This window comes from Pseudanabaena biceps PCC 7429 (assembly GCF_000332215.1).
Lineage (GTDB): Bacteria > Cyanobacteriota > Cyanobacteriia > Pseudanabaenales > Pseudanabaenaceae > Pseudanabaena > Pseudanabaena biceps.
In genome coordinates this window covers 1-3,452 of record NZ_ALWB01000255.1, presented here as the reverse complement: position 1 = coordinate 3,452, position 3,452 = coordinate 1, and the positions used below count along the sequence as shown (strand labels likewise).

The following is a 3,452-nucleotide window of genomic DNA, read 5'->3' as shown; positions in this document are numbered from 1 at the left end:
GAAGCGCCGCAACTCTCTATTGGGTTTGATGTCCTGACTTAAGTGAATATAGCTATAAAAAAGAGCGATTACTTAGTAATCGCTCTTTTTTTATGCAAGGCGGCACCCAGATTTGAACTGGGGGTGAGGGTTTTGCAGACCCCTGCCTTACCACTTGGCTATGCCGCCAGACGGAGAACGATTATAACAAACTAAGGTAATTAGTTGCAAACAAAATATGGAAAATAAGTTGCTATGGTCGAAATTGTCTCAATTACTAAGTAGTTTGGCATAATTAAAAACCAAAACCTAGAAGAGCATACCGCCCGCGCAGCGGGCGGTATGCTCTTCTAGGTTTTAAGTTTACTTACGCCTAGCTACTTAGTAATTTCATGGGTAAAATCTTGAATCTTCGAGAATTTGTAAAAATCCATTATGGCTCCCCAGATGGCTGTGCCTGTGTCAGGCTCGACTCCGCGATCGCCACTCCAAAATTCATCAGCGCTAACCTCAAAGCCTAGGATAACTTGGCGCGATTCGTTTAAATATTGAAAACAACATTTGGCATCTTTGGGCATCTCGGCTTTGTAGCGACCATTGGCAAATGAGACATCTAATAAGCAACCAGCGAGGGGTTCGATGTCATTAATGGTGATTTGATTAAGGCGATCGCGATCGCGTCCTGCCCCCGACCATGCACTCGGATCTTTAAATCCCCAATATTTCACTTGGATTTTGCCGTCATTTTCTACAAATTGCAAAATACGCTGACGATAGGGGCGATCGAGGATCAGGGCATTGGCTTGTTCGGCAAAGATGGCAATGCTGCCCAAAACGTTAAATGGGATGGGACGTTGCCACCAGACTAAGTTCACAAACCAAACAGGTTGATCTAGCGATTGTTCACGGTTGCTAAATTCACCTGCCATCCATGAAGTAAGGGTTAAAAGTTGATTGGAAGTACTCATGATAGATTTGGATGATGCTACAGGGTTAATTTTTAGATCCCATGGCACAATAAAGGTACACCTCTTGGGATTGATTCGGCGATTGCAAAACTGACTACCTAACATCTTCTACAGTAAGTAGATATAGAGATAATTAATCTGCAATACAAATATTCAAAATGCATATTCAACAAGTTAAAATCAAAAACTTTCGATGTTTTGAAGATCTGACGGTCAACTTAAACCCAGATATAAATATATTTGTTGGCAATAATGGCTCTGGTAAAAGTGCCGTACTAGATGCGATCGCTGCGGCTATGTTTCCATATCTAGCAGAACTGCAATCTGCTATAGAGCCTGATCCAGAACTTTCAAATATACCCAGTTTTCCTATTTTTCAAAGAGATTTGCCATCAAAAGAAACCTCTGACGAGTGCTTCAATGAGTCAAAATTTTGTGTTTCAATGAGTGAATTTCCTGAATGGGAAGTTACTTATATTAAGAGAGTGGGTGGAATTGGTGACAGCCCACTTAATATTGACTACGAAGAATATTCAGAAAATATTTTTGAGCATCCCCAACTTGTTGCAATCAATAAATTACTAGAGAATTTAAAAAATGACACGGATACACAATTATTAGTTATTGCCTATTACAAGGTTAGCCGTGATTTAAAAAATATTACTAATATTAAAAAGCTTTCAGCACAGTCTTTCGATAGATTTGACTCTTTAAAAAATCCTTTTGATGCGATCTCAAATTTCACCGATTTAGCTAATTGGTTTTTTACGAGAGAATTGCAAGAACTAAGAGAAGGAAAGAAAAGGAAAGATATTGATTTTGAATTTTCAGATTTAAAGCAAATACGCAAAGCAATTACAACTGTTATAGCTCCCAATGCGAGAATCTATTTTTCACAAACAGAATCTACTCAATTAATGGTTGAATGGCAAACTGAAACAGGCGAAAAAATTGAACTATCACTTAATCAATTAAGCTCAGGCTATCGTAATATGCTAGCGCTTGTGATGGACTTTGCAAGACGCTTAGCACTAGCAAATCCACAGATGGAAAACCCACTTGAAGCCGAAGCCGTATTAATGATTGATGAGCTTGATCTACACCTACATCCAACTTGGCAACAAAAAATTATTCCTGACCTCCGCAAAGTATTTCCTAATACTCAAATTATTGCCACAACCCATAGTCCCGAAATTGTCACTACTGTAGAACGTCATCAGGTCAAAATTTTAGAAGATTATCAAATCAAAGAATGTCCATCACCAACTAGAGGCATGAAAAGCTCTGATATTGTGCGCTATGTTTTAGGGCTAGATAATCTGCGACCAGACACCGAAGAATCAAGGACATTAACAGCGCTTTTTGAGGCGATCGATAATGGCAATTTAGAAGAAGCAAAACGACTGCGAGATAAGTTGCAACATTGGGAACAATTTGACCCAGATATGACTAGAGCAGATATGCAAATTCGGCGATTGGAGCGGAAAATTACTGCATGAAAAATGTGTTGAAATCTCCAGAACCAGAAGAGCTTAATGGGAGCATCTCAATTAGGCACTGAGTAAATATACTTAGGGGCATAGAAGTAGCCATTGAGATAAGCACAACGATGTTTCAAAACTTGAGCAACATTTTGCTGATTCCACTGAGCACCCGAAATCTTGACCCGACGACCAATTTGTTTAATTGTCGATTCAACTGAGCCAGAGCCAATGTTAATTCCCTGTTTTTGTAGGTAACCATACTCAGGTATACGATGGCGATGATTGCGTAAATAAGCAAGAAAATTGATAGCTCGTTTGAATTTACAACCTGAAAATAAGAAAATCGCCTGCTCAACATCACCTTGCCAGAGAAAATCTTCTACCTTGGCTAGACGACGCAAAGAACCACCAACAGCATAAAGATGTTCTTTCAAATGAAACCAGTCCAATATTTCAAACCTCTGCGGTGATGGCGCTATGGCAGCGAATAAATTCCAGATTCCATCATGTCCATCGCCTAGACAAGAGAATATTTCCGCTAATGGTTGTTTTTGTACCCAATCAACTAAACCTTGATTATTGAGAAAATAAGCAGCAATTGTCCCCTGAGCATTTACGGCTTTGTAATCTTTCCACTCACACTTTTTCCCTTTCTCAGTTCGTAATCTCACTTTACCGCCATCAATACTCATCTCTTCTACGGTTTCTGTGGTTGTCATCTCTGGAAAATCCTGCTTTTGGACTAGTCGCTGTTGACTGCTGTGACTGATCTTGATTCCTGTCAATTCTTCAACATTAATCGTGGTTCTGGCGTAGGACTCACTCGCACTTACCAATAGGCAGCATTTTTCTAGTTGTGGGCTTAATCTCGCTCTGGCTTGCACTTGCAACTTCTTCGCTTGTTTGCTTTTCAGCTTTAATTCACTGGAGTTTAGACTAAAAAAGGAAAAAAAGGCAGAGTAAAAGAGATACAAACTGCCTAAAGTAGATAGAAAAAGAAAAGCACATCTACAGTCATGAT

The 3,452-nt window shown here is 39.5% G+C and carries 3 protein-coding genes and 1 tRNA gene; 1 reads left to right on the top strand and 3 read right to left on the bottom strand.

What is annotated here, in order from left to right; translation table 11 throughout:
* Window positions 1-97: 97 nt before the first annotated feature.
* Both PSE7429_RS20020 and PSE7429_RS20015 read right to left on the bottom strand, forming a co-directional pair.
* Window positions 98-168: transfer RNA gene (locus PSE7429_RS20020), tRNA-Cys, on the bottom strand.
* Between the two features lie 188 nt (window positions 169-356).
* Complete coding sequence (locus tag PSE7429_RS20015; protein WP_040689791.1) at window positions 357-947, bottom strand: chromophore lyase CpcT/CpeT; 591 nt, start codon at window positions 945-947, stop codon at window positions 357-359.
* Window positions 948-1,105: 158 nt separating this feature from the next.
* On the opposite strand from PSE7429_RS20015, the gene PSE7429_RS20010 reads away from it, so the two are divergent.
* Window positions 1,106-2,446: an AAA family ATPase gene (locus PSE7429_RS20010; RefSeq protein ID WP_009629172.1), complete on the top strand. Its 1,341-nt coding sequence runs from the start codon at window positions 1,106-1,108 to the stop codon at window positions 2,444-2,446.
* A gap of 47 nt (window positions 2,447-2,493) precedes the next feature.
* On the opposite strand, the gene PSE7429_RS20005 is transcribed toward PSE7429_RS20010, so the two are convergent.
* Window positions 2,494-3,452: ISKra4 family transposase (locus PSE7429_RS20005; protein WP_009629171.1), on the bottom strand; the 959-nt coding region annotated here is incomplete at its 5' end.